The sequence below is a fragment of the Methylobacterium sp. 275MFSha3.1 genome (assembly GCF_900108435.1).
In the GTDB taxonomy this organism is placed as follows: Bacteria; Pseudomonadota; Alphaproteobacteria; order Rhizobiales; family Beijerinckiaceae; genus Methylobacterium.
This window is the reverse complement of record NZ_FNWP01000016.1, coordinates 49,647-74,851: the sequence shown is the minus strand read 5'-3', so window position 1 is coordinate 74,851 and position 25,205 is coordinate 49,647. Positions and strand designations below refer to the sequence as shown.

Here is a 25,205-nt window from a genome sequence, read left to right as displayed (position 1 = left end):
GGGCCCGGCGCCGGCGGGACGTGCGGCGGGACGTGCGGCGGGCGCGCTAGACGGACATCCAGCGGAGCACGTCGGCCTCGACCATCCCGGCCCGGGGGCCGGCCAGCACCACCTGCCCGCGATCCATCACCGCGTAGGAGTCGCAGAGGTCCCGGGCCCACTCGAAATACTGCTCGACCAGCACGATCCCCATCTCGCCCTTGCCGCGCAGGTAGGTGATCGCCCGGCCGATATCCTTGATGATCGAGGGCTGGATCCCCTCGGTGGGCTCGTCGAGCACGAGGAGCTTCGGCCGCGTCACCAGCGCCCGGCCGATGGCGAGCTGCTGCTGCTGGCCGCCCGAGAGGTCGCCGCCACGCCGGTGCAGCATGTCCTTGAGCACCGGGAACAGGTCGTAGATCTCCCCCGGGATATGGCGGTCGCGGCGCTTCAGCGGCGCGAAGCCGGTCTCCAGGTTCTCCTTGACGGTGAGCAGCGGGAAGATCTCGCGGCCCTGGGGCACGAAGGCGATCCCGGCGCGCGCCCGGTCGTAGGGCGCGAGGCCCTGGATCGGGCGGCCGTCGAGACGGATCGCGCCGGAGCGCACCGGCTGCTGGCCGACGATCGCCCGCAGCAGCGAGGTCTTGCCGACGCCGTTGCGGCCCAGGACCGTGGTGACCCGCCCGGCCTCGGCCGTCAGCGAGACGCCGCGGAGCGCCTGCGCGGCGCCGTAATAGAGGTCGATGCCGTCGACGGAGAGCATGGTCATCGTCCCAGATACACCTCGACGACCCGCGGGTCGGCCGAGACGGCGTCGATCGAGCCCTCGGCCAGCACCGCGCCCTCGTGCAGGCAGGTGACCCGGCAGCCGAGGTCCCGGACGAAGTGCATGTCGTGCTCGACCACCAGCACGGCGTGCTCGCCGGCGATGCGGCGCAGCAGGCGGGCGGTCTCGGCGGTCTCGGCGTCGGTCATGCCGGCCACCGGCTCGTCGACCAGCAGGAGCTTGGGGTCCTGCGCGAGCAGCATGCCGATCTCCAGCCACTGCTTCTGGCCGTGGCTGAGATCGGCCGCCGGGCGGCCCCGGTGGGCCAGCAGGCCGACGGTCTCCAGCAGGGCGTCGATCCGCGCGGTCTCCACCCGGTTGCGCCAGCCGAACAGGGACGCGAAGGCCGCGCGTGGCCCTTTGAGGGCGAGCAGGATGTTGTCGGCGACCGTGTGGCTCTCGAACACGGTGGGCTTCTGGAACTTGCGGCCGATGCCGAGGTCGGCGATCGCCGGCTCGTCGCTCCTGAGCAGGTCGTGGGTGCCGTCGAACAGCGCGATGCCGCTGTCCGGCCGCGTCTTGCCGGTGATGCAGTCCATCATGGTGGTCTTGCCGGCGCCGTTCGGCCCGATGATCGCCCGCAACTCGCCGCGGGCCAGCGTCAGCGACAGGCCGCGCAGGGCCTTGTAGCCGTCGAAGGTCACCCGCAGGTCGTCGAGATAGAGGAGCGCGTCCGTCTCGCGCTTCCGGTTGGCAGGGCCGCGGGCAGCGGCATCCGGCGGTTCGAGGAGGTCGGTGCTCACGAGCCCTGCCCTTCTTCGGCGAGTTTCGGGGCGATGGCGGGCTCCGGCGGCAGCTTGGCGGCGGCGCGCCGGGAGCCGAACCGCTCGATCGCGGTGCCGACGAGGCCGCGCGGCAGGAACAGCGTCACGAACACGAACAGGCCGCCGAGCGCGAACAGCCACGCGTCCGGCATCGCGCCGGTGAGCACGGTCTTGGCGTAGTTGACCAGCACGGCGCCGAGCGCCGCGCCGACCAGCGTGCCGCGACCGCCCACCGCCACCCAGATGACCGTCTCGATGGAGTTGGTGGGCGCGAACTCCCCCGGGTTGATGATGCCGACCTGCGGCACGTAGAGGGCGCCGGCGACGCCCGCCATCATGGCCGAGACCGTGAAGGCCAGCGTCTTGAAGTGCTCCGGCCGGTAGCCGAGGAAGCGCGTGCGGCTCTCGGCGTCGCGCACGGCGATCAGGATCTTGCCGTAGGCCGAGACCGTCATGACCCGGGCGATCAGGTAGCCCAAAGCCAGCGCGATTCCGGTGGCCACGAAGATGCCGACGCGGAAATTCTGGGACTGGACGGAGACGCCTAGGAGATCCTTGAAGTCGGTCAGCCCGTTGTTGCCGCCGAGCCCCATGTCGTTGCGGAAGAAGGCGAGCATCAGCGCGTAGGTCAGCGCCTGGGTGATGATCGACAGGTAGACGCCGGTCACCCGCGACCGGAAGGCGAGCCAGCCGAACACGAAGGCCAGCAGGCCCGGCACCAGCAGCACCATCAGGGCCGCGAAGGCGAAGTGGTCGAAGCCGTACCAGTACCAGGGCAGCGCCTTGTAGTTCAGGAACACCATGAAGTCGGGCAGGACCGGGTTGCCGTAGACGCCCCGGGCGCCGATCTGGCGCATCAGGTACATGCCCATCGCGTAGCCGCCGAGGGCGAAGAACGCGCCGTGGCCGAGCGAGAGGATGCCGCAATAGCCCCAGACGAGGTCGAGGCTGACCGCGAGCAGCGCGTAGGCGAGGTATTTTCCGAAGAGCGAGACGAGGTAGGTCGGCAGGTGCAGGCCGGAGCCCTCCGGCACCGCGAGATTCAGCACCGGCACGGCGAGGCAGAAGGCGGCCAGGACGGCGAGGAAGATCCAGCCCTTCAGGTCGATGAGGGGGGTGCGAGGCGGCATGGGGCTCACGATTCCACCGCCCGGCCCTTGAGCGCGAACAGGCCGCGCGGGCGCTTCTGGATGAACAGGATGATGAAGATCAGGAGGCCGATCTTGGCGAGCACCGCGCCGATATACGGCTCGGCGAGCTTGTTCACGACGCCGAGCGTCAGCGCCGCCACCAGCGTCCCCCAGAGGTTGCCGACGCCGCCGAACACCACCACGAGGAACGAGTCGATGATGTAGCCCTGGCCGAGATTGGGCGACACGTTGTCGATCTGCGAGAGGGCGACGCCCGCGATCCCCGCGATGCCGGAGCCGAGCCCGAAGGTCAGGGCGTCGACGTAGGGGGTGCGGATGCCCATCGCGGCGGCCATGCGGCGGTTCTGGGTGACCGCCCGGGTCTTCAGGCCGAAGGACGTCTTCCGCAGCACGAACAGGAGGCCCAGGAACACGGCGAACGCGAACACGATGATCCACATCCGGCCCCAGGTGATCGACAGGCCGTAGAAGTCGAAGGCGCCGCTCATGAAGGCGGGGGCGCCGACCTCGCGGTTGGTCGGGCCGAAGATCGAGCGCACGCCCTGCTGCAGCGCGAGGCTGACCCCGAAGGTGGCGAGCAGCGTCTCCAGCGGGCGCCCGTACAGGAAGCGGATGATGAACCGCTCGATCAGCACCCCGACGAGGCCGGCGACCAGGAACGCGCAGGGGATGCTGATCGCCAGCGACCAGCCGAACAGGACGGGCGCCTTGGTGCGGATCAGCTCCTGCACGAGGTAGGTCGTGTAGGCGCCGAGCATCACCATCTCGCCGTGGGCCATGTTGATCACGCCCATCACCCCGAAGGTGATGGCGAGCCCGATGGCGGCGAGCAGCAGGACCGAGCCGAGCGAGATGCCGTACCAGACGTTCTGGAGGGCGCCGATTATCGCGAGCCGCGTCTCGATCGCCGCGATGCCGCGGGCGGCGGCGGCGCGCACGGCCTCGCTCGGATCCGCCGCGAGACCGCGCAGGATGCCCATCGCGTCGCCATCGCCCCGGGCCTGGATGGCGGGAATCGCGGCAATCCGGTCGGGTTCCGCGGTGCCGGGCCTCGCGAGCAGCACGGCGGCGCGGGCCTCGGTGAGCGCCTGCCGGACGCCCGGACTGGTCTCGCGGGCGAGCGCCGCGTCGAGGGCCGGCAGCGCGGCCGCGTCCCGCGCCTTGAACACCGCGTCGGCGGCGGCCCGGCGCCGGGCCGGGTCGGGGCTCGCGAGGTCGAGCTGCCCGCGGGCGGCCTCGATCGCCCGGCGGACGCGGTTGTTGGCCCGCACCGGCTTGAGGTCGGGGCTGTCGGCGGCCGGGGCGCCTGTCCTCGCGTCCACGACGGCGCCGCCCTGCCGGATGAGCAGCGACTTGTCCGGGCCCAGCAGCAGGCGGCCGTCCGACAGGGCCGAGAGGATCGCGTCGGCGCGCGGGTCGCCAGAGGCGGCGAGGCCGGAGACGCCGGCCTCGATCTCGGCGTAGCCGTCGCCGGCGAGCTGCGCGTAGGGATCGGGCGCCTGGGCGAGCGCCGGGGCGCAGAGCAGCAGGAAGAGGAGGGTCAGGAGACGGAGCATCGGGGCCGTTCTGCGAGCCGGGAGCGGTGCGCCCCACACGGGTGAGGCGCGTGTCCCCTCTCCCCGCTCGCGGGGAGAGGAGGTGCAGGGCTTACGCGCCGCCGCAGGACTTGGTCTTGGTGTTGTAGTTGCCGCACTTGAGCTTGACCCAGTCGGCCTCGAGGTCCTTCGAGCCCTCGAGCTGCTTCGACCACGCCTCGCCGGGGATCAGGCCCTCGGTCTTCCAGACCACGTCGAACTGGCCGTTCGCCTCGATCTCGCCGATGAAGACCGGCTTGGTGATGTGGTGGTTCGGCAGCATCTTCGCGGTGCCGCCGGTGAGGTTCTTCTGCTCGATGCCCGGCAGCGCGTCGATCACCTTGTCGGGATCGGTGGTGCCGGCCTTCTCGACCGCCTTCACCCACATGTTGAAGCCGATGTAGTGGGCCTCCATCGGGTCGTTGGTGACGGCCTTGGGGTTCTTCTTGAACGCCTGCCACTTCTTGATGAAGGCCTCGTTCTCCGGCGTCTTGATCGACTCGAAGTAGTTCCAGGCCGCGAGGTGGCCGACCAGCGGCTTGGCGTCGATGCCGGCGAGCTCCTCCTCGCCCACCGAGAAGGCGACGACCGGGATGTCGGTGGCCTTGATGCCCTGGTTGCCGAGCTCCTTGTAGAAGGGCACGTTGGCGTCGCCGTTGATGGTCGAGACCACGGCGGTCTTCTTGCCGGCCGAGCCGAACGCCTTGATCTTCGACACCTCCGTCTGCCAGTCCGAGAAGCCGAACGGCGTGTAGTTGATCAGGATGTCCTCGTCCTTGACGCCCTTGGACTTGAGATAGGCTTCGAGGATCTTGTTGGTGGTGCGCGGGTAGACGTAGTCGGTCCCCTCGAGCACCCAGCGCTTGGCACCGCCGCCATCCTCCGACATCAGGTAATCCACCGCCGGGATCGCCTGCTGGTTCGGGGCGGCGCCGGTGTAGAACACGTTCCGCTCGCTCTCCTCGCCCTCGTACTGGACGGGGTAGAACAGGATGTTGTCGAGCTCCTTGAAGACCGGCAGCACGGACTTGCGCGACACGCTGGTCCAGCAGCCGAACACGGCCGCGACCTTGTCCTTGCTGATCAGCTCGCGGGCCTTCTCGGCGAAGAGCGGCCAGTTCGAGGCCGGATCGACCACCACCGGCTCCAGCTTCTTGCCCAGCACGCCGCCCTTGGCGTTCTGCTCGGCGATGAGCATCAGCATCGCGTCCTTGAGGGTGGTCTCCGAGATCGCCATCGTGCCCGACAGCGAGTGCAGGATCCCGACCTTGATGGTCTCCTGCGCCCGGGCGGCGCCCGCTCCCAGCGTGCCCATCGCCAGCCCGGCGGCCAGCGCGGCGGCCGAGGCCCAAGTTCCAAATGCCTTCATGGCGGTCCCCTGCGTCGTCTTCCTCGCGACGGGCCGGGCTTCGCAAATCGTGTGCCAATTATTTAGGCATGGCGCGCCGGGAGGCTGCTCGGGGCGCGCCGGCGCCCAGAAGGACGGCGTTTCGCCCGCCGGAGCGGCAGCGCCGTGCCGCGTCCTGCGGCGTCGGGGGGCGCGTCGGGGGGCGGGCGGACCAAGCGGTGGGCACCGGCGACCGCAATCTCGCCAGCACGTTGAACGGATGCGGATCGATGCCACTTACCTCAGCCCGCGGGGCGGGCGGCGCCCGTCCGCCGGGGCGGGAGGGGGTCCTGGGCTGAAGGCTGTCATGGCAGAGCGCTACTATTTCCGCCTGAGGAGCGAGGGCGAGACGATCGAGGACGAGACCGGCGTCCTCGCCGCGTCGGTCGCGCACGCGGAGGCGGAGGCGCTGGTGCTGATCGAGGAGTTCCGGAAGGCCGGCGAGCTGCCGGACGCCGCGGCGGGCTGGCGGATGGAGATCCACGACGCGAACGGCACCGTCCTGCGCACGCTGCCGCTCTCCTGATACGCCGACCCGGCCCCATGCCCCGACGGGCACGGCGCGGCGCGACCCCAGCGCGATCCGGTACGACCTTCGCGGCCGATGCCGGGAGGCGGCCCCGGTCCGATCGCGCCGAGAGCCGCATCCGGGCGTGGCGATCATTTGATGCGTTCGCGGAGTAAGGATAAGCCGTCGCGCGTTTACGCAGAGGCGGCTCCGCGCGCGGGGCAGGATGTCCGGGAGATCCCTTGAACCCCTTCCTTCGGAAGCTGGCCCTGCGCGCGAACCTGGACGAGGGCGACGTGGCCGCCCTGGCAGCGGCCACCAGCGATGTCGCGCAGGTCGAGGCGGGCCGCGACCTGGTCTCGGAAGGCGTGCGACCCGACGCCGCCTACGTGATCCTCGACGGGTTCGCCTGCCGCTACAAGCTGGTGCCCGACGGGGGGCGCTCGATCCTCGCCTACCTCGTGCCCGGCGACGGCTGCGACCTGCACGCGTCCCTGCTCAACCGGGCGATCCACTCCGTGGCGACGCTGACGCCCTGCACCGTCGCCTCGGTCCCCTACCGGACGATCAAGGAGCTCGCCGCCCTCCGGCCCAACATCTACCGCGCCCTCTGGTGGTCGATCCTGGTCGACGAGGCCGTCCTGCAGGAATGGCTCGTCGGGGTGGGGCGCCGGTCCGCCGACAGGCAGGTCGCCCACATCATCTGCGAGCTCTTCGCGCGCCTGAACGCCGTCGGCCTCGGCCTGGAGCCCGATTACCGCCTGCCGCTGGCGCAGTCCGAACTGGCCGACACGGCGGGGCTCTCGAACGTCCACCTCTCGCGCGTCCTCTCCGATCTGCGCAGGGCCGGCCTGATCGAGAGCGGGCGCAAGAGCGTGCGCGTGCCGAATCTCGAGCGTCTGCGGGAGTTTTCCGGGTTCACGCCCGACTACCTGCTCCTGCCCGGCCCGAACCCGCCCGTGGAGGCGCTCGGCGCGCTGCCGCAGATGACCGGGCAGGTGCGGGCGGCGTCCGGATCGTGAGGCTCACCGGCCGTCGCCGTCCCAGTCCGTCTCGGGATCCTCGGCCACGCGGCGCCCGATCTGGGCCGTGAGCGGCACGCGGATCGCGCAGCGCAGCCCGTCCGGCTCGTAGCGCAGGTCGACCGCCGCGCCGAGATCGTAGGCCAGCATCTCCGTCAGCACGTCCGTGCCGAAGCCGCGCCGTCCGGAGGCCTGGACACCGCTGCCGCCGGTCTCGGCCCAGTCGAGGCTGAGGACGGGCGGTCCGGCCTCCGCGTCCGTCACCCGCCACGCGGCGCGGATCCGGCCCTGGGGCAGCGCCAGGGATCCGTGCTCCACCGCGTTGCTCGCCAGTTCGTGCAGGGCCAGCGCGACGACCTGGGCGACCTTGGGGCGGAGGCGCACCCGCGGGCCCGCGAGGCTGGCCTGCTCGCCCTCGCGGGCGAGGTGGAACATCAGCTCGTCCGAGATCAGCGTGTGCAGGTCCGCATCGCCGAACGCGTCCGTGGCGGCCTGCACGCGCATGATCGCCCCGAACCGGCCGTCGAGATGCGCCACGTAGCTCTCGACATCCGCGGCGCTCTCGGCGGAGCGGTGCATGACGGTGCGCATCATCGCCATCGTGTTGCGCATGCCGTGGCGCAGGCCGTCCGGGAGCCCCGCCGCGTCGAGCAGCCGGCGCAGGCGCGCGTTGTCGGCCTCGAGGGCCGCGAGTCGCTCCGCCGGATCGCGAGGGTCTGTCATGCCGGGCCACTCCGGATGTCGTTCAACCTGGCTCAATCACCGCGGGGCGGCCAGGGTTCAGCGCGCGGCGGCGTGGCCGGCCTCGGTGAGATGGAGGTACGCGGTGTCGAAATGCGCGAGCCGGGCGAGCGCGGTCGGATCGTGGATCGTCAGGCGCCGGCTGCGCAGGGTGATCAGCCCCATGCCGCGCAGTTCCTGGAGCGTGCGGTTGATGTGCACGCTGGTCTGCCCCATCGCGTCGCCGAGATCGTTCTGCGTCATCGGCATCGCGCAGGTATTCCCGTCGCTCAGGCCGATGGCCGCCAGGCGCGCGTGCACCTCGCAGAACAGGTGGGCGAGGCGCTCGATCCCGGTGCGGCTGCCGAGGCTGACCGTCCACTCGCGCTGGATCGCCGCGGTGGCCAGGGCCTCGCGATGGAAGGCCATGTCGAGCCGCGGGCTGCGGGCGATCACGTCCCGCATCGCGGGGCCGGAGATCTGGCCGAGGAGCACGGGCGTGATCGCGCCGATCGCGTGATCCATCTCGTCGAGGAGGAAGATGTGCGGGTCGCACGGGTCGCCCGGGAGCAGGAGCGAGACGATCTGGCGGCGCCCGTTGGCGAACTGCCGGTACCGGCAGGCCCAGCCCTCGAGGATCACGGTGATCGCGCGCGGATCGTCGCCCACGTGGATGATGTCGGTGCGGGCGGCGACCATGCGGCTCGGGCTCATGGCGTCGGCCAAGCACATCCGGTCGTCTTCGGAGAGCCGGACATAGCAACTTAGCTTGTGCGCGAGCGGGTTTGGCATGGCGGCGTCTCCACGACGGCGTGGGGGCGCGAACCTACATTTTGTTCGAAGCCATGAATACTTACGCAGATTAGTTTATGCTACCGTAAGGTGTCTTTCCGCCCGCCGCACCCCACCGAATCGCCCGGATCCGGGCCCGTCACCGTCGCGAGGCGGCAAGATCTCGGCGGTTCGGGTGGCCCGTCGTCAGGACTAGGGCAGTGATCCCGCGCCGGACTCCTTCGGAGGGAGAATGTTCGCGCGTCGTGTCGAAATTGAAAAGACTGTGCTTTTGACTTCGTGGACCCGGCGGAGCACGATTTGACGGGCGGGAATGCCGAAATATCGGCTCGGGACACGTCGTCGTCCTGTTCCTCGCCTTCTCTCAACGGGTTCCGCCGGTTCGCGCCGCAGCGGACGGCCTATCGTGGACGGATTCCTTCCTATGCAGCCTGCGCTGCGCCTCGTCCGCCCGGTCCGGGACGGGCGAGGCCCCCTCCCCCGGCCCGCCCCCCGCCCGGCGGCAGGCCCCGGCGGCGGCCCGCACCGGGACCGGGCGGACGCGGTCCTGTCGGTCGAGGGGCTGTCCCTCGCCTTCGGCGGCACCGTCGCCTTCGCGGAGATCGACCTCGCGGTCGGGGCCGGCGAGATCCACGCCGTGATCGGGCCGAACGGCGCCGGCAAATCCTCGCTGATCAACGCGATCACCGGCCTCTACGCACCGCGGGCCGGGCGGGTGCGGCTCGGCGCGGAGAGCTTCGCCCGGGTGCCGGCCGGGCGGCTCGCCGCGCTGGGCGTCGCCCGGACCTTCCAGAACCTCGCCCTGTTCGCGGGCCTGAGCGTGCGCGACAACGTCCTCGCGGGGCTCTCGGCCGCGCGGCGCGCCGGGCCCGCGGCCCAGATCCTGGGCCTGCCCTCCGCCCGGCGGGAGGCGCGCGCGCACCGCGCCGCCGCCGAGGCGGTGATCGGACGCCTCGGCCTCGCGGCGGTGGCCGACCGCCCCGCCGGCAGCCTCCCCTACGGGCTCCAGAAGCGGGTCGAGCTCGGCCGGGCCCTGGTGGCCGGGCCGCGGCTCCTGCTCCTCGACGAGCCGATGGCCGGCATGACGGCGACCGAGAAGGCCGAGATGACCGGCTTCATCCGGGCGGCGCGGGATCGGTCCGGGGCCGCGATCGTCCTGATCGAGCACGATATCGGCGTCGTCATGCGCCTCTCCGACCGGGTGACCGTGCTCGATCACGGTCGCCGCATCGCCACCGGCACGCCCGCGGAGGTGCGGGCGGACCCGGCGGTCATCGCGGCCTATCTGGGGCTCGCGGACGGGGAGGCGGATGCCGCCGCTGATCCCGCCGCGGATGGAGACGCGGATGGAGACGCGGCCGAAGACGGGGACGCGGCCGCCGCATGAGCCCGGATCTCGCCTTCCTGATCGAGGTCGTCGTCGGCGGCCTCCTGTCGGGCGTCATGTACGCCCTCGTGGCGATCGGCTTCGTGCTGATCTACAAGACCTCGGGCGTGCTCAACTTCGCGCAGGGCGCGATGGTGCTGTTCGCCGCCCTCACCTTCGTGAGCCTGACCGAGCGCGGCCTGCCCGTCCCGGCGGCCCTGGCCGCGACGCTCGCCGCGATGGTGGTGGTCGGTCTCGGCGTGGAGCGCCTGGTGCTGCGGCCGCTCGTCAACCAGCCGCCCATCACCCTGTTCATGGCGACGCTGGGCGTCGCCTACGTGATCGAGGGCGCGGCCCAACTCGCCTGGGGCACCCAGGTCCACGGGCTCGACCTCGGCATCGACGACACGCCGATCGATCTCGGCGGCGTGCTGGTCAGCCGGTTCGACCTGTTCGCCGCCGCGGTCGCGGGCCTGATGGTGGCGGTCCTCGCCGCCTTCTTCCGCTACACCCGCACTGGCCTCGCCTTCCGGGCGGTGGCGGACGATCCGCTCGCCGCCCTCAACACCGGCCTGCGCCTGCCCCGGATCTGGTCGGCGGTCTGGATCGCCGCCGGGATCGTCGCGCTGGTGGCGGGGCTGCTCTGGGGGGCGCGGCTCGGCGTGCAGTTCTCCCTGTCGCTGGTGGTGCTGAAGGCGCTGCCGGTGCTCGTGCTCGGCGGCTTCGACTCCGTCGCCGGGGCGATCGTGGCCGGGCTGATCGTCGGCGCGGCGGAGAAGCTGTCCGAGGTCTATCTCGGTCCGGTCATCGGCGGCGGCATCGAGGGCTGGATCGCCTACGTGGCGGCCCTGGGCTTCCTGCTGGTCCGGCCGTCGGGCCTGCTCGGCCTGCGCGCCGTCGAGCGGGTCTGAGCCGCCGTGGTGGCCCTCCCCCGCGCCGTGCCGCGCCCGCTCCTGCCCGCCGGGACCCTCGGCCTCGGCGCCCTGCTGGTCCTCGCCTACGGGATCCTTCCGCTCACCGGCACGAGCTACCTGTTCGAGGCGCTGCTGACGCCGTTCCTGGCCCTGGCGCTGGCCGGCCTCGGGCTCAACCTGCTCACCGGCTATGCCGGGCTGCTCTCCCTGGGCTCGGCCGCCTTCATGGCGGTCGGGGCCTACGCGGCCTTCAACCTGTCGCTGCGCCTGCCCGGCCTGCCGCTCCCGGCGTCACTCCTGCTCGCCGGCCTCGTGGCGGCGCTCGCCGGGCTGGTGGCGGGGCTGCCGGCCCTGCGCCTGCGGGGCTTCTACCTCGCGGTCTCGACGCTCGCCGTGCAGTTCTTCGTGGCCTGGGCGCTGAACCGGATCGGCTGGATCTCCGACGACAGCCCCTCGGGCATCGTCACCGCCCCCCGGCTGGCGGTGGCCGGCCTGTCCTTCGACGACCCGCGCGGCCGCTACCTGGTCACGCTCACGGTGGTCACGCTGCTGACCTTCGTCGCGTGGAGGCTCGTGACCTCGCCCACGGGCCGGAACCTCGTGGCGATCCGCGACAACGAGACCGCCGCCCGCCTCGTGGGCGTGCGGGTCGCCCGGACCAAGCTCCTGGCCTTCGCGGCCTCGTCCTTCGTGATCGGGATCGCCGGGGCGCTCTGGGCCTTCGCGTATCTGCGCACCGTCGAGCCGGCGGGGTTCAACCTCGACCGCTCCTTCCAGATCCTGTTCATCGTGATCATCGGCGGCCTCGGCACCCTGCGCGGCGCCTTCCTGGGCGCGGGCTTCATCGTGGTGCTGCCCCTGCTCCTGTCGCGCCTCGGCGCGGCGCTGCTCGGCGACGGGTTCGATTCCGGCACCCTGGAGATGGTCCAGCGCGTCGTGCTCGGCGCCCTGATCGTCGCCGTGCTGATCCGCGAGCCCGCCGGCCTCGCCGCCCTCCTCGACCGGGCGGGCCGCCGCCTCGGCCGCCGCGCGGCCTGATCCCCTCCCCGCCCGACCAACCCCAGGACGACCATGCCCCTGACGCCTCGTCTCCGCGCCGCGCTCCTCGCCGGCACCGTCGCGCTCGCCGGCGCGGCCCCCCGGGCCGCTTGGGCCGACGAGCAGTATTTCCCGCTCCAGAGCTACCGGGTCGGCCCCTACGCGGCCGGTGGGACCGGCTTCTTCGGGGGCTTCATCGACTATCTCAACCTGATCAACGCCCGCGACGGCGGGGTGAACGGCGTCAAGCTCACCTGGAGCGAGGGCGAGACCCAGTACGAGGTCGAGCGCGGCGTCGAGGTCTACGAGCGGCTGAAGTCCCGGCCCGGCATCGCCGCCTGGAACCCGCTCTCGGTGGGCATCGCCTACGCGATGATCGACCGCATCACCGCCGACAAGGTGCCGCTGATCACGATCAACCACGGCCGCACCGACTCCACCGACGGGCGCGTCTTCCCCTACGTGTTCCCGCTGCTGCTCAACCCCTACAGCGAGACGAGCGGCATCATCCAGTATCTCGGCACCCGCGCGGGCGGCCTCGACAAGCTGAAGGGCAAGACCGTCGCGGTGCTCTACCACGGCTCGCCCTACGGCAAGGAGACGATCCCGATCTACGCGCGGCTCGCCGAGCGCTACGGCTTCACCGTCGCGCAGATCGAGGTGCCCCATCCCGGCAACGAGCAGCAGTCGCAGTGGCTCACGATCCGGCGCCTGCGGCCCGACTTCGTGGTGCTGCGCGGCTGGGGCGTGATGAACCCGGTGGCCCTGAAGACCGCCCAGAAGACCGGCTTCCCGGCCGACCGCATCGTCGGCAATGTCTGGTCGAACTCGGAGGAGGACGTGATCCCGGCGGGTGACGCCGCCAAGGGCTACGTCGCCATCACGACCCAGGCCTCGGGCACCGCCTACCCGGTGATCCAGGAGGTCGTCGGCAAGGTCTACGGGGCCGGCAACGGCAACCTCGCCGACCGGAAGCGGATCGGCAGCGTCTACCACAATCTCGGGGTGCTGAACGGCATCCTCAACGTCGAGGCGGTGCGGATCGCGCAAGCGCGGTTCGGCCAGCGGACGCTCACCGGCGACGAGGTGCGCTGGGGCTTCGAGCACCTGCGCCTCGACGAGGCCCGGGTGGCGGCGCTCGGCGCCAAGGGCCTGTTCCACTCGATCAACGTCACCTGCGCCAACCACGAGGGCGAGGGCCGCGTCACCTTCCAGCAATGGGACGGGGCGAAGTGGACCGTGGTGTCCGACTGGATCGCCCCCGACTGGGCGAGCCTGCGCCCGATCATCGAGGCGTCCGCGACCGCCTACGCCAAGGAGCGCGGCATCACCCCGCGCGACTGCGCGGCCGAGGAGGCCGCGGACGCGGCCGGCAAGCAGGCCGCCGCGGCGGCCCGGTGAGCGCCCGGTGAGCACCGCGCCGCCCCTCCTGCAGGTCGAGGCCCTGGAGGTCGTCTACGGCGGGGCGGTGCACGCCCTGCACGGCGTCGACCTCGCGGTCCGGGCGGGGGAGATCGTCGCCCTGGTCGGCGCCAACGGCGCCGGCAAGACGACCCTGCTGCGGGCGGTGTCGAACCTGCTGCCGGCCCTGCGCGGCCGGGTCACGGCCGGGCGCCTCGCCTATGACGGGCGCGACGTGACGCGGACCCGGACCGACGTCCTCGTCCGCGCCGGGCTCGTGGGCGTGCTGGAGGGGCGCCACTGCTTCCGGAGCCTGAGCGTCCAGGAGAACCTCGTGGCGGGCGGCCTCGGGCGCGGTACGGGCCGCGGCGGCGTGCGCGCCGATCTGGACCGGGTCTACGGCCTGTTCCCGCGGCTCGCCGCGAAGCGGGGCGTCGCCGCCGGCCTGCTCTCGGGCGGCGAGCAGCAGATGGCGGCGATCGGCCGGGCGCTGATGGGGCGGCCCCGGCTGCTCGTCCTCGACGAGCCGTCCATGGGGCTCGCCCCCCGCGTGGTCGAGGAGATCTACCGGGTGCTCGCCGGCCTGAACCGCGCCGAGGGTCTGACCCTGCTGGTGGCCGAGCAGAACGTCCGCCTCGCCCTGCGCCACGCCCACCATGCCGTGGTGCTGGAGAACGGGCGCAGCGCGCTGGCCGGCACCGCCGCGTCCCTGCGGGCGCGGGACGACGTCCGGTCCCTGTATCTCGGGGGCGCCGACGATGCCGGGGCCGCCGCGCTGCCGGAGACGGGCCGCCGCGCATCGGGCTGACGGTGCCGGCCCGCGTCAGGCCTCGCGTCAGGAGTCCCGGTCGGCCCGGCGCAGGGACCAGAGCAGGGTACCGTGGGCGTCGACCAGCCACAGGGCGTTCACCGCGTCGTCCTCGATCGTCAGCGAGCGGCTGTTGGCGAGGCGCACCGCCTCCTTCGCGTCCGCGGCCGTGAGCACCTCGTCGACGCGCGGCGCGCCGATCTCGCCATCCTCGCCACGGACCGCCCCGCGCAGGCGATAATCCGGCATCCGTCGAACCCCCGTCTCCCCGCGGCCGGCGCCCGTCCGGGGCGTGCCGCGGGTGCGAAGATAGGCGCCGGCGCGGCGTGTCGAGGGTCGGCGGGCCGCTACGGCCCGTCGCGGCTCGCCAGGATCCGCTGCGGCTCCGCGAGGAACAGGGCCCGCAGCGCGGCGGCCGATTCGCGGGCCGGAAGGTCGAGGGCGCGCCGCGTCGCGGCGATCCGGGCGGCGCAGTCGCCCGAGGGGGCCGCCGCTGCGGCCATCGACCGCGCGGTGCCCGGGTCCGCGGCGGGCGCGGCCGCCCCGTCCGGCCGCGCGGCCCGTGTCCGGGCGAGGAGCGGGGCGAGCCCGTGCGACGAGGGCCGCTCGGCCCGCAGCCGCGCGTCGAGCGCCACGAGGTCGCCGGCCGCGAGGAGGCCGCAGGCCGCCGCGTCCCCCGCGCCGGCCCGCTCCAGCGTCGTCAGGATCCGCTGGCCCAGGGCGCGGACGACGGCGTCGTCGGCCGCCCGGAAGCGCCGCTGCAGGTAGCCGGCGGCCATCCGCCTCAACCCCGCGGCGGCCTCCGCCTCCGGCCGGCCGGCGGCGTAGCCGTCCCGGTACCACCGGGCGATCGGGTCGAGCCCCGCCGCCTCGGCCTGGCGCAGGATCGGCAGGTTCCGCAGGATCGCGGCCCGCGCCCCGGCCGCGCTCGGATCCGCGTCCAGGGTGGAATCGGGGAAGCGGTCCGGTCCGACGACCTCGGTGACGATGCCGGCCGCGCGCAGCTCCCCGTCCGTCGGGATCCAGATCCCGGCCGGGGGTACCGCCAGCGCCCGCGTCACGAAGGCCGCCGGCAGGCCGGCGGCCCGGTAGGCCGCCCGCTCCGGCGCGGAATCCACCGGGCGCATCCGGCCCCGCGCCCCGATCTCGTAGGGGGCGTGGAAGCCGAGCCGCCCGCCGGTCGCGAGGTAGCGCGTCCGGCCGCGGACGAAGATCAGCGTGCAGGCCGAGGCGCAGGCGTCCGGGACGTAGGTGGCGAGGCCGCGGGCCGCCACGAGCGCCCCGATCGCCGCCCCCTCCTCCACGAGGCCGCCGTCGCTCGTGAGATGGATCCGGGCGATCCGCGGGTGCGCGGCGAGGATGGCCCGGACCCGCGCGGCGACCCCGGCCGCGAGATCGCCCGCGAGCCTCAGGTCCCGTCCGCCCGGCCCGACCGTGAGCCGGGCCGGGACGTCCGGCACGCCGGCCGCGCCGCGGCCCTTCGGCGGGTGTCCGGCCGCGGCCGGGCCGGCGGCACCGAGCGCCAGGGCGGGCGCCAGGGCGAGCGCGCAGGCGGCCGTCCCCGTCCGGCGCCTCCACCCGCGGGGGAAGACCGACATGGCAGGTTTCCATCGTTCGTGGTCGGAGAGGCCGGCGCGGCCGGCAGCGACGTGCCTACTGGAGGTAGGCGACGAACATCTCGGACACGGCCCGGGACGCGTAGGCTTCCGGGCTCTCGCCCCAGCGGATCGGGAAGGCCTCGGCCACCGGGCGGCCGGCGAGGATCTGCGCGACCTCGTCGGGCATCAGGCCGTCGTCGAGGGCGCTCGCGAGGGCGGCGCGTTCGTGGGAGGGGTGGGAGCGGACGCTCCGGGACAGGGCCCGGCCGAGGGCGGCGGCCGGTTCGGGGCTCAGGTCGGGACGGGTGTTCCGGGTCGTGTCATAGGTCAGCATCGGTGGTCGCCTCGCGTGTCTGATGTCGTGCGCTCTCCTCCTCTTGGACGCGGCAACACGGCAGACACGGCGCAGTCATCCGGGCGAACCGTTCCTTGCTGGTGATCACGGCAAACCTCCGTTGGGCTCCGCATCGACTGTATGTCGACACTGTCAATGTAGACGCCGTGCCCGAGAATGTGCTGCCAAATTGGCGAGGACTTGCAGCGCAGGTTGTTCGTCGAAGCCGCGAGCCGGAGCAGAAGCACGGGGTCGGCGGAGATATGCCGGGATCGCGGCCGCGATCGATCGCCGGTGCCGGTCGACGACGGCCGGCTCCCGGGACTTGCCAAAGCCGGCGCGATGCCTGAATATCATTCTTTAACAATGACTTAGCGAAACAATGCTCCGGCAACGCGCTCGTGCGGCCGAAACCTTCTCCGCCGGGCCGGGGCATCCGGAAGAGACTTCTCGCCGGCGCCGCCGGCGGCGGAATCGGGCCGCCACCGCGACCGGTTCGAGGGAGACGACACCATGGCCTCGGGGACGATGATGCGGGGCGACGCCCCGGCCAATGTGGGCGTGACGGTCCAGGGGCACGACGCCCTGGAGCGCGGCCGGCCCGGCCCGTTCCGCCCCCTGCCGTGATCGGCGACGACCGATGCATCACGCTGCCCTGCCCGCCGCGGGTGCCACGATGGCCGTGGTCCAGCCGCCCCTGCGCATCACGAGCCGCAGCACCGCGGAGGCCGAAGTCTGGGCCGCCCTGCGCGCCGAGGCCGAGGCGGCCCTGATCGAGGAGCCCCTCTATGCGGGGATCATCCAGGCGACGATCCTCGACCAGCGCTCGCTGGCCCAGGCCCTCGCCTACCGCCTCGCCCACCGGCTCGGGGACGGCGACCTCGCACGCCTGTCGATGCGCGACCTGTGCCTCTCGGCCTTCGAGGCCGACCCGCAGGCCGGCGCCCACGCGGTGCGCGACCTCGTGGCGATCCGCGAGCGCGACCCGACCTGCTGCCGCTACCTCGACCCGTTCCTGTTCTACAAGGGACTCGCCGCGCTCGAGGCGTACCGGGTCGGCCACTGGCTCTGGCACCGGGGCCGGGCGACCCTGGCGCTGCACGTCCAGAGCCGGATCTCCGAGGTGTTCGGCTGCGACATCCACCCGGCGGCCCGGATCGGCTCGGGGGTGTTCATCGACCACGCCACCGGCGTGGTGATCGGCGAGACCACGGTGATCGCCGACGACGTCTCGATCCTCCAGTCGGTGACGCTCGGGGGCAACGGCAAGGAGAGCGGCGACCGGCATCCCAAGATCGAGCGCGGGGTGCTGCTCAGCGTCGGCGCCAAGGTACTGGGCAACATCCGCGTCGGGGCGGGCGCCAAGGTCGCGGCCGCCGCGGTGGTGCTGCAGGACGTGCCGCCCCACACGACCGTGGCGGGCGTGCCGGCCCGGGTCGTCTCGCGCCTGCCCGTCGACGAGGAGCCGGCGCTCAGCATGGACCAGTCCTTCGGCTACGGGGACGGCATCTGAGACGCGCGAAAGATTTTTCCTGACAACAAAGTCGTCCGGGCGCCGCCGCCGGGCGCGACTCCATAGAATTAAGTTCTCTGACATGCCCGTCTGAGGACGGTCGTGTCCTGTTCGTCGTGCATACCACGGGATCCATTTCTACGAATCGACGAAAAATAGGGACATCATTCCGTTGACCCTTGGGCGAATCAGACTTTATCCAGACATCGCCGGAACAACGATGAAGTCGGCCCGGCCGAGCGTTCGACGATGGCTGTCGAACTGCTAGAGAATACATGATTTTATTGACGATGCGGCCGCTCGGGTCGCGATCGTCGTCGCGTTCTGATCGGAACGACTTGCGCCCGCCCCGCACAGGCTGCGGGGCGCACTGCCGCCGCGCGGATCGGCGCGGCGCGCCTGAAATCCTGGATGGAGTGAGGACGAACGATGAGCGGACCGGGTCTGAGCGTGAGCGCCACGGCGGCACGCAATCTTGCGACGGCGACCGTCACCTCGGTCCAGAACGCGGCCAACACGCCGCGCTGGCTGCTCCGGCTCCTGCCCTTCGTGGACGTGGCGGGCGGGGTCTACCGCGTCAACCGCCGCGCCGTCGTGCTGGCCCGCCCCGGCCGGATCGATCTCGTCGCCGAGGACAAGGGGGAGGGCAAGGTGATCCGTCCCGCCTCCCTGCGGGCCGTGCCGCTGTTCAGCCGGCTGGGCGATGCCGAGCTGGCGGCGCTGGCGGCCAAGTTCACCGAGAGCCGGCACAAGGCCGGAACGGTGATCCACGAGGAGGGCTCCGCCGGCCGCAGCCTCACGGTGGTGGCCGACGGCACCGTCGAGCTGACCCTGTCGGGCCCCTACAAGGGTCGCCTGCGCCAGGGGCTCGCCACGAAGGGCGACTATTTCGGCGATGCGGGCCTCGCCGGTGAGCGCGCGCCCGCCCCGGCCGTGAAGGCCCTGTCGGCCGTGACCCTCCTGACCCTCGACGCCGCCGCGGTGGAGAGCGAGGAGATCCGCGCCAAGATCGCGCAGTACCGCGAGGAGCGCGACCGCCTCAAAGGTCACACAAACTCCTACGGCGAGCAGGGGATCGAGCTGCTGGCGGTCCATACCGGCGAGCCGCGCCTGCCGACGACCTTCGTCGACTACGAGGTCGATCCGCGCGAGTACCACCTCTCGACCATCCAGACGATCCTCAACACCCATACCCGCGTCACCGATCTCTACTCCAACGAGATCGACCAGCTCCGCGAGCAGATCCGCCTCACGGTCGACGCCGTGAAGGAGCGCGAGGAGTGGGAGCTCCTGAACAACGCGCAGTTCGGCCTTCTCGGCGAGGTCGGCCCGCGCCAGCGCATCCCCACCCGCGGTGGCCCGCCCACCCCGGACGACCTCGACGAGCTGCTGACCCTGGTCTGGAAGAAGCCCGCCTTCTTCGTGGCCCATCCCCGCGCCATCGCGGCCTTCGGCCGGGAGGCGACCCGCCGCGGCGTGCCGCCGGTCGTCGTCCACCTGTTCGGCGCGCCGTTCATCACGTGGCGCGGCGTGCCGCTGGTGCCGAGCGACAAGCTGCCGATCGACCTCGACCCGGTGACCGGGGCCGAGACCACCTCGATCCTGCTGCTGCGCGTCGGCGAGGGCGAGCAGGGCGTGGTCGGCCTGCAGAAATCGGGCGTGACCGGCGAGATCGAGCCCGGCCTGTCGGTGCGCTACATGGGCACCAACGACCACTCGATCGCCTCGCACCTCGTGACCCGCTACTTCTCGGCCGCCGTGCTGGTCGAGGACGCGATCGCCCGCCTCGATAACGTGCTGCTGGGCAACTACCATGACTACGCCTGAGGCTGTCGCCCTCGGGCTGCCCGGGGCGAGCCCGGGCGAGCTGGCCCACGCGGATCTCGTCGGACGCCTCGCCCGGGAGATCTACGGGCAGGGTCAGGCCGCGAGCCGGCCCTTCGCGCCGGCGCTCCCCGCCGGCCCCCAGGTCCCGCAGGCCCTCGAGAGCCTGCCCCAGGGCCCGGGCGGCGCGCCGCTGCCGAGTGCGCCCCTGGGCGTCCCTTCCGCCCCAGCGGGCGGCCAGCCCGCCGGCCTGCAGCCCGACGCCTCCGCGCTGGCGGCGCGCTCCTTCGGGGCGCCGCCGGTCGGCCTGCCGGGTCTCTCCGGGCCGACCCTGCCGAACCTCGCACCCGCGAGCCCGGCCTTCGCAGACGTGGCTGCGATCCCGCCGGTCCACCCGGCGAGCCCGCGCCCGGTGCTGCCGGACTTCTCCTTCGCCGGCGCCCCGGCGCTGGCGGCCGCCCTCCCCGGCGGTCCGGAGCTGCACCGGCAGATCGCCGCGGACCACCCGCGCGCCAACGCCTTCGCGCACGCCCTCGCCCCGGCTCTCGTGCCGGCCGACCCGTCGAAGGCCGGCCGCGATGAGGCGCAGGAGCGCTTCGCCCGGACCGGCCGGCTGTCCCGGGCGCCCGAGGCACCGGCCGGCGACTACTACTTCCTGAACCTCGGCCCCGGGCCGGCCCGCAGGGCGCCGGCGAGCCCCCGGGTGGAGCCGGCCCGCGACCCGGGCCCGGCGCCGCGGGTGACGTCGCACGGGTCGAGCCCGGTGGCGGCGCCCTTCGACGTGGAGCATGTCCGCCGGGACTTCCCGGCCCTGCACCAGAGCGTCAACGGCCACCCGCTGGTCTGGCTCGACAACGCCGCCACCACCCACAAGCCGCAAGGGGTGATCGACGCGACCTCGGAGTTCTACGCCCGGCACAACTCGAACATCCACCGGGCCGCCCACACCCTGGCGGCGCGCGCCACCGACCTGTTCGAGGGCGGCCGCGCGGCGGTGCGCCGCTTCCTCAACGCGCCCACGAAGGACGACATCGTCTTCCTGCGGGGCACCACGGAGGCGATCAACCTCGTGGCGAACTCGTACGGCCGGGCCAATGTCGGCCCGGGCGACGAGATCATCGTCTCGACCATCGAGCACCACGCCAACATCGTGCCCTGGCAGCTGCTGGCGCAGCAGACCGGGGCGACGCTCCGGGTGATCCCGGTCAACGATCGGGGCGAGATCATCTTCGAGCAGTACGCGGCGTTGCTCTCCGGCCGGACCAAGATCGTCTCGGTGACGCAGGTGGCCAACGCGCTCGGCACCGTGAACCCGGTGCGGGAAATCATCCAGCTCGCCCACGCCTACGGGGTGCCGGTGCTGGTCGACGCGGCGCAATCCGCGCCGCACATGCCGCTGGACGTGCAGTCCCTCGACGCGGACTTCCTGGTCTTCTCCGGCCACAAGGTGTTCGGGCCGACGGGCATCGGCGCGCTCTACGGCAAGACCCACCTGCTGGAGGCGATGCCGCCCTGGCAGGGCGGCGGCCACATGATCGAGGACGTCACCTTCGCGAAGACCGTCTACAAGGGCGCGCCCGAGAAGTTCGAGGCCGGCACGCCCGACATTGCCGGTGCGGTCGGTCTCGGGGCGGCGCTCGACTACCTCGCGGGTATCGGCATGCCGGCGATCGCCGCCTACGAGCACGACCTCCTCGCGTACGCCCAGGGCGAGCTCGCCGACGTGAAGGGCCTGCGCCTGATCGGCACGGCCCGTGAGAAGGCGAGCGTGATGTCCTTCGTGATCGAGGGGCAGACGAACGCGGCGGTCGCCCACCACCTCGACGCGCACGGCATCGCGGTGCGCTCGGGCCATCACTGCGCCCTGCCGGCCCTGCGCCGGTTCGGGGTCGACCAGTCGGTGCGGGCCTCGCTGGCCTTCTACAACACCCGCGCGGAGGTCGACGCCTTCCTGCGGGCGCTGCACACCCTGCCGCGACCGTGACCGGCGCGTCGCCGGCCGGCGGGCGCGGGGGCGTCGTGTCCGCCGAACCCTGCCCTGCGGGCGTGAGGATCCGCGCGACCCGTCGCCGACGTCCGGCGCGGCGCGCGGATCCTCACGCCGCCGGCCGGAGATGCCGCGTCCGCACCGTGCCGTCGATGGCCCGCAGCGCGCGGAGCACCGCGTCCGCCTCGCCCGGCGGCACGGACGCGTCCACCACGACGTAGCCGAACTCGCCGTCCGTCTGCAGGTACTGCGCGTCGATGTTGAGCGACCGGCCCGAGAAGATCGCGTTGATCTGCCCGAGCACGCCGGGCACGTTCCGGTGCACGTGGAGGAACCGCGCGCCGGACAGGCGCGGCGGCAGCTGCACCTGCGGGAAGTTCACGGCGCCGAGCGTCGAGCCGGTCTGGACGTAGTCGACCAGCTTGCGGGCCACCTCCGCGCCGATGCGGTCCTGGGCCTCCTCGGTCGAGCCGCCGACATGGGGGGTGAGGATCACGTTCGGCAGCCCCTGCAGGGGCGAGACGAAGCGCTCCGCGTTGGAGGTCGGCTCCACCGGGAAGACGTCGATCGCGGCCCCGGCGAGGTGACCGTCGCGCAGAGCCGCCGCCAGGGCGTCCAGGTCCACGACCGTGCCGCGGCTGTTGTTGATCAGGTAGGCGCCCGGCTTCATCGCGCGGATCCGCTCCGCGCCCATCAGCCCGTGGGTCAGCGGCGTCTCCGGGACGTGCAGGCTGACCACGTCGCTCACGGCGAGCAGGGCCTCGAAGCTCTCGGCCGGCTCGGTATTCCCGTGGCGCAGCTTGTCGGTGAGGTCGTAGAAGATGACGCGCATGCCCATCGCCTCGGCGAGGTTCGAGAGCTGCGCGCCGATATTGCCGTAGCCGACGATGCCGAGCGTCTTGCCGCGCACCTCGAAGGCGCCGGTGGCCGACTTGTCCCAGCCGCCTTCATGGGCCGCGACCGAGCGCGGCACGATGCGCCGGAGCAGCATCACGATCTCGCCGATCGTCAGTTCGGCGACGCTGCGCGTGTTCGAGAACGGCGCGTTGAACACGGGCAGGCCGCGGGCGCGCGCCGTCTCGAGGTCGACCTGGTTGGTCCCGACGCTGAAGCAGCCGATGGCGGCGAGGTCGGGCAGGGCGTCGAGAAGCGCGGCGGTGACCTGCGTGCGCGAGCGGATGCCGAGGACGGTGACGTCGGCCAGTTCGCCGGCGTCCCCGGGGCTGACCGCGCGCGACAGCTGCCGGATGGCGCCGATCCCGGCCTGGGTGAAGATCTTGGACGCTGTCGGCGCTATGCTTTCGGTCAGAACGACGCGCTCGGTCGACACGGTCTGTCCTCCCTCCACGGACGGGATGCGATCCGCGACCTTGGCGCCGGCGCGGCGCGGCGGCAAGGGCGGCGCGGGCAGGAAGGGGTTGCGGGCGCGGGCCGCCCTCCCCCGCCCCGCGGCGGACGGCCCGGCCCCGTCGTCTCGACGCGGCGCGCCGGGCCTGCCAGTGTCCGCCTCCCGGCGGCCGAGGCCGCGGAGCGACAGGTGCACCATGACCGGATCGACAGCCCGGGCCGTCATCGTCCAGCCCGGCGGCGGCTTCGACAAGGTGACCTTCGGCGAGCAGCCCGTGCCGGAGCCCGGGCCCGGCGCGATCACCGTCCGCCTGCGGGCGAGCTCCCTCAACTACCACGACTACGCGGTGGTCAGCGGGATGTGGGGCCCGAGCGAGCCGCGCATCCCGATGTCGGACGGGGCCGGCGAGGTCGAGGCCGTGGGGCCAGGCGTGACCGAGTTCGCCGTGGGCGACCGGGTGGTCAGCACGTTCTTCCCGACCTGGCTGGAGGGCGCGCCGCGCGTCGAGGGCTTCGCCACCGTGCCGGGCGACGGGGTCGACGGCTACGCCCGCGGGGGCGTCACCGCGCCCGCCACCGCCTTCACCCGCGCCCCGCGAGGCTGGGACCACGCCGAGGCGGCGACGCTCACCACCGCCGCGCTCACCGCGTGGCGGGCGCTGCACGCCGATGCCGGCCTGAAGAGCGGCGACGTGGTGCTGGTGCAGGGCACCGGCGGCGTGTCGCTGTTCGGCCTGCAATTCGCCAAGGCGGCGGGGGCCACGGTGATCGCCACCTCCTCCAGCGACGCCAAGCTGGAGCGCCTGCGCGGTCTCGGCGCCGACCACGTCATCAACTACCGCACCGACCCGGCCTGGGGCGAGACCGCCCGGCGCCTGACCGACGGGCGCGGCGTCGACCACGTCCTCGACGTCGGCGGCCCGGCGACGCTGGAGCAGTCCATGGCCGCCGCGCGGGTCGCCGGCCACGTCTCGGTGATCGGCATCCTCTCGGGGGTCGCGGGCGAGCTGCCGCTGGTGCCGGCGCTCCTGAAGCAGATCCGGCTGCAGGGCGTGCTGGTCGGCAGCCGGCGCCACCAGATCGAGATGATCCGCGGCATCGACGCCTGCGGGCTGCGGCCGGTCATCGACCGCCGCTTCCCCCTCGACGACCTCGTCGCGGCGTTCCGCCACCAGGAGAGCAACCGCCACTTCGGCAAGATCTGCGTCGAGATCTGAGCGGTCCGGCCGGGCCCGAGGCGGTGCGGCGGGCGGTGCGGCGGGCGTTCAGCGGAAGGCGATCCCGAGCCCACCGGGTATCATCAGGGCCCGGGGCGTCTCGGCCTGGCTCGGCGGCGGCGGCACGTGCGCGCAGCCGTTCTCGCAGAACGTGCGGAGTGTGCGCCGGTCGAGGCCGATGTCGCTCAGCATCTCGTCGTCGAGGGCCGAGAGAATGCGAAGATTTCGCGCCGCGATGCGGCTCTTTCGGGCAGATTTCAGGAACGAGAGGATCATGATCCAGCCTCCGTTGCGCCGAAAGATCCGTGTTTTGTCCACGATCGGCCGGATCAGCGTCGCTTTAATGCGGACTATGCGCATCCTCCGTTCGGATTAAGGGTGGCGCGCGGCGCGAATATTTTTGCCGGAGTGCGCTAGGCGTCCGCGATCGGCTGCGGGCAGAGCAGGAGCAGGCGCACCAGCTCGGCCTGGCGGCGCGTCCCCGTCTTCTCGAACAGGTGGCGCAGGTGCACGCGCGCCGTGTTCCGGGTGATCCGGCGGCGCGTGGCGCTCGCCGCGAGGTCGTTCCCGGCCAGGATGTCGACGGCCAGGGCCGCCTCCGCGGGCGTGAAGCCGAACTGGTCTTGGAGAATGCCGGGATCCGGCAGGCGCGGGGTCCCGGGGTCGGTGAGACGCAGGAGAACCGCGCCCTCGCCGATCGGGCCGAGCGTCCCGGGAATCGCCGAGGCGGCGACCAGGAGCGTCCCGCCCGCGCCCTCCAATCGCACCGAGCCGCCGCGATGGCCCGCGGCGCAGCGGGCGATGACCCGGCGCAGCGCCGCGCTGTCCTCGGGCGTCGCGCCGCGCAGGCCGCCGTGCTCCAGGCACAGGAGTCCGCGCGCGACGAAGGCCTGCGCCGCGCGGTTCAGGAAATGGGCCCGCCCGTACCGGTCGGTCACCGCCAGCCCCTGCTCGAGATGCTCCGCCAGGAGATGGAGCGCCGCCTCCACGAGGGTCGGGTCCGGGAAGGCCGGGGTGCCGCCGGCCTGAACCCGCCGCTCCTGGGCGGAGCCGATCCCGGATATCGTTTCGGCTCTGCGGGTGTGCAGGTGGGATTGACTGATCACGCTGGGATCCTCGCCGGATCGACATCACG

The 25,205-nt window shown here is 72.6% G+C and carries 24 protein-coding genes; 11 read left to right on the top strand and 13 right to left on the bottom strand.

The window, feature by feature from the left end; genetic code table 11:
• Window positions 1-46: 46 nt before the first annotated feature.
• From urtE to urtA, 5 genes are all read right to left on the bottom strand, one after another.
• A complete protein-coding gene (gene urtE, locus BLW78_RS19295; RefSeq protein WP_091681479.1) occupies window positions 47-742 on the bottom strand; it encodes an urea ABC transporter ATP-binding subunit UrtE in 696 nt (231 codons plus the stop codon).
• A gap of 2 nt (window positions 743-744) precedes the next feature.
• Entirely contained in the window at window positions 745-1,548 is an 804-nt protein-coding gene (gene urtD / locus BLW78_RS19290; protein ID WP_091681478.1) for an urea ABC transporter ATP-binding protein UrtD, read from the bottom strand.
• The gene (urtC, locus tag BLW78_RS19285) at window positions 1,545-2,699 is read right to left on the bottom strand and encodes an urea ABC transporter permease subunit UrtC (RefSeq protein WP_056530760.1); all 1,155 of its coding nucleotides are present in this window, start codon (window positions 2,697-2,699) and stop codon (window positions 1,545-1,547) included. Before urtC ends, urtD begins: the two co-directional genes overlap by 4 nt.
• A 5-nt stretch (window positions 2,700-2,704) precedes the next feature.
• Window positions 2,705-4,276 carry an urea ABC transporter permease subunit UrtB gene (gene urtB / locus BLW78_RS19280; RefSeq protein WP_091681476.1) on the bottom strand — a complete coding sequence of 524 codons (1,572 nt, stop codon included), beginning with the start codon at window positions 4,274-4,276 and terminating at the stop codon, window positions 2,705-2,707.
• Between the two features lie 91 nt (window positions 4,277-4,367).
• On the bottom strand, window positions 4,368-5,663 hold the full coding sequence (gene urtA, locus BLW78_RS19275; protein ID WP_091681475.1) for an urea ABC transporter substrate-binding protein: 1,296 nt from the start codon (window positions 5,661-5,663) through the stop codon (window positions 4,368-4,370).
• A gap of 325 nt (window positions 5,664-5,988) precedes the next feature.
• On the opposite strand from urtA, the gene BLW78_RS19270 reads away from it, so the two are divergent.
• Together BLW78_RS19270 and BLW78_RS19265 are read left to right on the top strand one after the other, a co-directional pair.
• Window positions 5,989-6,207, top strand: a complete 219-nt coding sequence (locus BLW78_RS19270) for a DUF6894 family protein (RefSeq protein WP_091681473.1) — start codon at window positions 5,989-5,991, stop codon at window positions 6,205-6,207.
• Window positions 6,208-6,431: 224 nt separating this feature from the next.
• Window positions 6,432-7,211 carry a Crp/Fnr family transcriptional regulator gene (locus BLW78_RS19265; protein ID WP_020095141.1) on the top strand — a complete coding sequence of 260 codons (780 nt, stop codon included), beginning with the start codon at window positions 6,432-6,434 and terminating at the stop codon, window positions 7,209-7,211.
• Window positions 7,212-7,214: 3 nt separating this feature from the next.
• Here the strand turns inward: BLW78_RS19265 and BLW78_RS19260 are convergent, their stop codons facing one another.
• Complete coding sequence (locus tag BLW78_RS19260; protein ID WP_056530743.1) at window positions 7,215-7,934, bottom strand: HWE histidine kinase domain-containing protein; 720 nt, start codon at window positions 7,932-7,934, stop codon at window positions 7,215-7,217.
• Window positions 7,935-7,991: 57 nt separating this feature from the next.
• On the bottom strand, window positions 7,992-8,723 hold the full coding sequence (locus tag BLW78_RS19255) for a Crp/Fnr family transcriptional regulator (RefSeq protein WP_091681471.1): 732 nt from the start codon (window positions 8,721-8,723) through the stop codon (window positions 7,992-7,994).
• Window positions 8,724-9,147: 424 nt separating this feature from the next.
• On the opposite strand from BLW78_RS19255, the gene BLW78_RS19250 reads away from it, so the two are divergent.
• From BLW78_RS19250 to BLW78_RS19230, 5 genes are read left to right on the top strand one after another with little or no spacing between them, the layout of a single operon-like run.
• A complete protein-coding gene (locus BLW78_RS19250; protein ID WP_091681470.1) occupies window positions 9,148-10,110 on the top strand; it encodes an ABC transporter ATP-binding protein in 963 nt (320 codons plus the stop codon).
• The gene (locus BLW78_RS19245) at window positions 10,107-11,000 is read left to right on the top strand and encodes a branched-chain amino acid ABC transporter permease (protein ID WP_042675144.1); all 894 of its coding nucleotides are present in this window, start codon (window positions 10,107-10,109) and stop codon (window positions 10,998-11,000) included. Before BLW78_RS19250 ends, BLW78_RS19245 begins: the two co-directional genes overlap by 4 nt.
• A 27-nt stretch (window positions 11,001-11,027) precedes the next feature.
• The gene (locus BLW78_RS19240) at window positions 11,028-12,041 is read left to right on the top strand and encodes a branched-chain amino acid ABC transporter permease (RefSeq protein WP_244526988.1); all 1,014 of its coding nucleotides are present in this window, start codon (window positions 11,028-11,030) and stop codon (window positions 12,039-12,041) included.
• Between the two features lie 33 nt (window positions 12,042-12,074).
• The gene (locus BLW78_RS19235; RefSeq protein WP_091681466.1) at window positions 12,075-13,442 is read left to right on the top strand and encodes an ABC transporter substrate-binding protein; all 1,368 of its coding nucleotides are present in this window, start codon (window positions 12,075-12,077) and stop codon (window positions 13,440-13,442) included.
• 7 nt (window positions 13,443-13,449) lie between these two features.
• Complete coding sequence (locus tag BLW78_RS19230) at window positions 13,450-14,250, top strand: ABC transporter ATP-binding protein (protein WP_091681464.1); 801 nt, start codon at window positions 13,450-13,452, stop codon at window positions 14,248-14,250.
• Window positions 14,251-14,277: 27 nt separating this feature from the next.
• On the opposite strand, the gene BLW78_RS19225 is transcribed toward BLW78_RS19230, so the two are convergent.
• The 3 genes from BLW78_RS19225 to BLW78_RS19215 all read right to left on the bottom strand — a co-directional run bounded on the left by BLW78_RS19225 (window position 14,278) and on the right by BLW78_RS19215 (window position 16,182).
• Window positions 14,278-14,499, bottom strand: coding sequence for a hypothetical protein (locus tag BLW78_RS19225; RefSeq protein WP_091681463.1), 222 nt, complete (start codon window positions 14,497-14,499; stop codon window positions 14,278-14,280).
• Window positions 14,500-14,597: 98 nt separating this feature from the next.
• Entirely contained in the window at window positions 14,598-15,848 is a 1,251-nt protein-coding gene (locus BLW78_RS19220) for a hypothetical protein (protein WP_091681461.1), read from the bottom strand.
• Window positions 15,849-15,903: 55 nt separating this feature from the next.
• Entirely contained in the window at window positions 15,904-16,182 is a 279-nt protein-coding gene (locus tag BLW78_RS19215; protein WP_020095131.1) for a hypothetical protein, read from the bottom strand.
• A 640-nt stretch (window positions 16,183-16,822) separates the two neighbouring features.
• Here BLW78_RS19215 and cysE point away from each other — a divergent pair.
• The 3 genes from cysE (at window position 16,823) to BLW78_RS19200 (ending at window position 21,503) form a co-directional block, all read left to right on the top strand.
• Entirely contained in the window at window positions 16,823-17,695 is an 873-nt protein-coding gene (gene cysE / locus BLW78_RS19210) for a serine O-acetyltransferase (protein ID WP_091681459.1), read from the top strand.
• A gap of 429 nt (window positions 17,696-18,124) precedes the next feature.
• Window positions 18,125-19,522: a family 2B encapsulin nanocompartment shell protein gene (locus BLW78_RS32060; protein WP_091681458.1), complete on the top strand. Its 1,398-nt coding sequence runs from the start codon at window positions 18,125-18,127 to the stop codon at window positions 19,520-19,522.
• Window positions 19,509-21,503, top strand: coding sequence for a family 2A encapsulin nanocompartment cargo protein cysteine desulfurase (locus BLW78_RS19200; protein ID WP_091681456.1), 1,995 nt, complete (start codon window positions 19,509-19,511; stop codon window positions 21,501-21,503). The genes BLW78_RS32060 and BLW78_RS19200 overlap by 14 nt, the downstream gene beginning before the upstream one ends.
• Before the next feature lie 112 nt (window positions 21,504-21,615).
• On the opposite strand, the gene serA is transcribed toward BLW78_RS19200, so the two are convergent.
• Entirely contained in the window at window positions 21,616-22,836 is a 1,221-nt protein-coding gene (serA, locus tag BLW78_RS19195; RefSeq protein WP_091681566.1) for a phosphoglycerate dehydrogenase, read from the bottom strand.
• Window positions 22,837-23,050: 214 nt separating this feature from the next.
• Here serA and BLW78_RS19190 point away from each other — a divergent pair, with 214 nt between their 5' ends.
• A complete protein-coding gene (locus BLW78_RS19190) occupies window positions 23,051-24,070 on the top strand; it encodes a zinc-dependent alcohol dehydrogenase family protein (RefSeq protein WP_091681454.1) in 1,020 nt (339 codons plus the stop codon).
• Window positions 24,071-24,118: 48 nt separating this feature from the next.
• Here the strand turns inward: BLW78_RS19190 and BLW78_RS19185 are convergent, their stop codons facing one another.
• Both BLW78_RS19185 and BLW78_RS19180 read right to left on the bottom strand, forming a co-directional pair.
• Window positions 24,119-24,346 (bottom strand): YjiS-like domain-containing protein, encoded by a 228-nt coding sequence (locus BLW78_RS19185; protein ID WP_020095124.1) that lies wholly within the window; start codon window positions 24,344-24,346, stop codon window positions 24,119-24,121.
• Between the two features lie 137 nt (window positions 24,347-24,483).
• Window positions 24,484-25,176 (bottom strand): helix-turn-helix transcriptional regulator, encoded by a 693-nt coding sequence (locus BLW78_RS19180; RefSeq protein WP_091681452.1) that lies wholly within the window; start codon window positions 25,174-25,176, stop codon window positions 24,484-24,486.
• Between the last annotated feature and the right edge of the window lie 29 nt (window positions 25,177-25,205).

Coding starts and splice junctions, on each gene's coding strand:
- urtE (WP_091681479.1), bottom strand. CDS start 742: ATGCTCTCCGTCGACGGCATCGACCTCTATTACGGCGCCGCGCAGGCG.
- urtC (WP_056530760.1), bottom strand. CDS start 2,699: ATGCCGCCTCGCACCCCCCTCATCGACCTGAAGGGCTGGATCTTCCTC.
- urtB (WP_091681476.1), bottom strand. CDS start 4,276: ATGCTCCGTCTCCTGACCCTCCTCTTCCTGCTGCTCTGCGCCCCGGCG.
- urtA (WP_091681475.1), bottom strand. CDS start 5,663: ATGAAGGCATTTGGAACTTGGGCCTCGGCCGCCGCGCTGGCCGCCGGG.
- BLW78_RS19270 (WP_091681473.1), top strand. CDS start 5,989: ATGGCAGAGCGCTACTATTTCCGCCTGAGGAGCGAGGGCGAGACGATC.
- BLW78_RS19260 (WP_056530743.1), bottom strand. CDS start 7,934: ATGACAGACCCTCGCGATCCGGCGGAGCGACTCGCGGCCCTCGAGGCC.
- BLW78_RS19255 (WP_091681471.1), bottom strand. CDS start 8,723: ATGCCAAACCCGCTCGCGCACAAGCTAAGTTGCTATGTCCGGCTCTCC.
- BLW78_RS19250 (WP_091681470.1), top strand. CDS start 9,148: ATGCAGCCTGCGCTGCGCCTCGTCCGCCCGGTCCGGGACGGGCGAGGC.
- BLW78_RS19245 (WP_042675144.1), top strand. CDS start 10,107: ATGAGCCCGGATCTCGCCTTCCTGATCGAGGTCGTCGTCGGCGGCCTC.
- BLW78_RS19235 (WP_091681466.1), top strand. CDS start 12,075: ATGCCCCTGACGCCTCGTCTCCGCGCCGCGCTCCTCGCCGGCACCGTC.
- BLW78_RS19225 (WP_091681463.1), bottom strand. CDS start 14,499: ATGCCGGATTATCGCCTGCGCGGGGCGGTCCGTGGCGAGGATGGCGAG.
- BLW78_RS19220 (WP_091681461.1), bottom strand. CDS start 15,848: ATGTCGGTCTTCCCCCGCGGGTGGAGGCGCCGGACGGGGACGGCCGCC.
- BLW78_RS19215 (WP_020095131.1), bottom strand. CDS start 16,182: ATGCTGACCTATGACACGACCCGGAACACCCGTCCCGACCTGAGCCCC.
- cysE (WP_091681459.1), top strand. CDS start 16,823: ATGCATCACGCTGCCCTGCCCGCCGCGGGTGCCACGATGGCCGTGGTC.
- BLW78_RS32060 (WP_091681458.1), top strand. CDS start 18,125: ATGAGCGGACCGGGTCTGAGCGTGAGCGCCACGGCGGCACGCAATCTT.
- BLW78_RS19200 (WP_091681456.1), top strand. CDS start 19,509: ATGACTACGCCTGAGGCTGTCGCCCTCGGGCTGCCCGGGGCGAGCCCG.
- BLW78_RS19190 (WP_091681454.1), top strand. CDS start 23,051: ATGACCGGATCGACAGCCCGGGCCGTCATCGTCCAGCCCGGCGGCGGC.
- BLW78_RS19185 (WP_020095124.1), bottom strand. CDS start 24,346: ATGATCCTCTCGTTCCTGAAATCTGCCCGAAAGAGCCGCATCGCGGCG.